This is a genomic window from Williamwhitmania sp. (genome assembly GCA_035529935.1).
Lineage (GTDB): Bacteria > Bacteroidota > Bacteroidia > Bacteroidales > Williamwhitmaniaceae > Williamwhitmania.
On the sequence record DATKVT010000108.1, the window covers coordinates 1 to 2,079 of the forward strand.

3 protein-coding genes are annotated in these 2,079 nt (G+C 42.2%); all 3 read left to right on the forward strand.

Translation table 11 applies throughout. The features are described 5' to 3' along the window. Positions 1–592 (forward strand): hypothetical protein (locus VMW01_08410; GenBank protein ID HUW06271.1); only part of this gene is annotated, 592 nt, incomplete at its 5' end. 96 nt (positions 593–688) lie between these two features. Further along, positions 689–1,543, forward strand: a complete 855-nt coding sequence (locus VMW01_08415; protein ID HUW06272.1) for a hypothetical protein — start codon at positions 689–691, stop codon at positions 1,541–1,543. A 303-nt stretch (positions 1,544–1,846) separates the two neighbouring features. Then, positions 1,847–2,079, forward strand: a 233-nt coding sequence (locus tag VMW01_08420) for a hypothetical protein (GenBank protein ID HUW06273.1), incomplete at its 3' end; no start/stop codon positions are given.

Consider the following 2,079-nt stretch of genomic DNA (forward strand, 5'->3'; position numbering starts at 1 on the left):
AAGCTCCTCTTCAACGAAGATTTCGGTTTCGTTCAACTTTAGCCGATTTGGAATAACCAAGGGAAGCTGGCTGAGCTTATGGGGTAGGCTTAAGGATGCGTTCTTTTTTGATTCTAAAACAACGGGAACATCTTGGCTGGAGCCAAACTCAAGTGTAGATTTGGTTAATCAAAATCAAACTAACACTGATATGCTACCGGACTGGACTAAGTTGTCAACAACTGAAAGAGTCAGATATCTCTTAGAGGCAGGTGCCGTAAGCGATACAAAGTTGATTAACATTCATGGCGTTTTTAGAAATTTCAGCCCAATGGTGGGTGATAACCTCTATGGCTTCTTCACAAAAATACCTGTAAATGTTACACTTGGAGGACGCAACTACAAAATTGTCATGAGCCTATTCCTAAACACAAAAACATCTACTAACAAATACAACCCAATCTTTGATTTATCCATAAACGATCCAGAACCTAGGCCTACTGCATATGGCGATGGAACTGGGTTTAACTATGGACATGAACCTAGATTTTATCTGTGGATAGGTGGGTCAAGCGATGAAGGTGACGCATTTGAACGTTGGTATAACAGATAACTGTGACAGAAAAAGACACATAGAATAGTATTCTAATCCATTATTGAGTTTGGAATATATTCGCGAACGAATAATCTAACAAAAAACTTTACTATTATGAGTTACCAATCTAAACGGCATATTAAAACAACTCTTTTGCTGATTGGAGTATTAGCAATTTCATACATTGTTGCATACTATTTTCTCAAGAATAATTTTCAGAAAAAGGCAGAACAAATTGCAGCTAATTCGGATAAATTGTTCTTTGGATATCCTGATCTTGGTGAACATTTTTATACTGTTAATTTTCGTTACCCCAATAACACAAAAGAACTTTACGATTTATTTGCAAGTGCAGTTTGGTTTCAGAAAGCTAAAGAAACTATGAAAGATCCATTTTCAAAGCAGAATGGAGACTTACTTTACGTACCTGTATTCTCCAAAACGAATAGAATTTGTGAGGGATTCCTCCTTATAAGTGCCGGTATTGATGGAAAAATCAATACTCAACTGCCAGACACTGTTTATTTCGAGACGGTTAAGACCCTTCGTTTTTATAACTCACTCGCGCCAGCGTCAAATTTGTCTTTTCGAAAGTATGATTTACACTTTAGTTTGAAAGACTACCTTTTTGGGACTAAAGACCTACTTGTTGAGTATTCAAACGGTATTGCCATTTTTCTCAACAATGCAAGTTACAGGGTTTATACGCCAACTAAGCTAATGAACAAGCTGCATCAAACTGGATTTACACGACTTGATTGCAGCGTGGAGGGTAAGGTGAAAAATGTGGGCGATAGCACGGTTGTTATTACGGATGATACGTGTAATGTGGTTTGCACCATGTATAAAGGGAGATCATTCAAGGTATGCGAAAATGAGTTGGTTAAGATAGCTGGCTGTTATAGAAACAGGCTAGATCCGAAGACAGGAACTATTTATTTAGATCATTGTATTGCTGTTGATAGATAACCGACCTACTGCCTATAACGAACTTCGAAACGCTCAGTTAGAACAGCAAAAGAAGTTGGCAGGAATGCTGGCCAAGAGCGTGATGCCGCATCCGCTAGCAGCAATGGTTAAAAGCAGCCGCTAAGCAAAGCAAGAGGAGCCGCTCCGAACATTGGGGCGGCTTTGCGCTATAGGGTAGCAACGTTTATATGCCAGTCAGGGGGTGACTATTTTGCTGGCGCGATCAAGTCACCCCCTGACTAGGGCGTAGAGGAATTCTCAAATTAATCTCTACCTTAGCGTAACGCTCTTTGAAAGACTTTGGTGGGCCGCTTCCTGAGCGTAGACCCGCTGGTGGGCAACCCGCTGAGCGCGCAGGACTACAACGGCAACAGCTACTGCGCCAACACCCCCCCCGCCTTCACCGACCCCAGCGGGTACCAGAAGTACGCCACCCCCGAGATGTATTGTATCCCCGGCAACGAGTTCTACCTTGACCGTATATTTGGCGGAGGTGGCGGAGGAGGTATTGGCGGTGGTGGCGACGATCCAAGCGG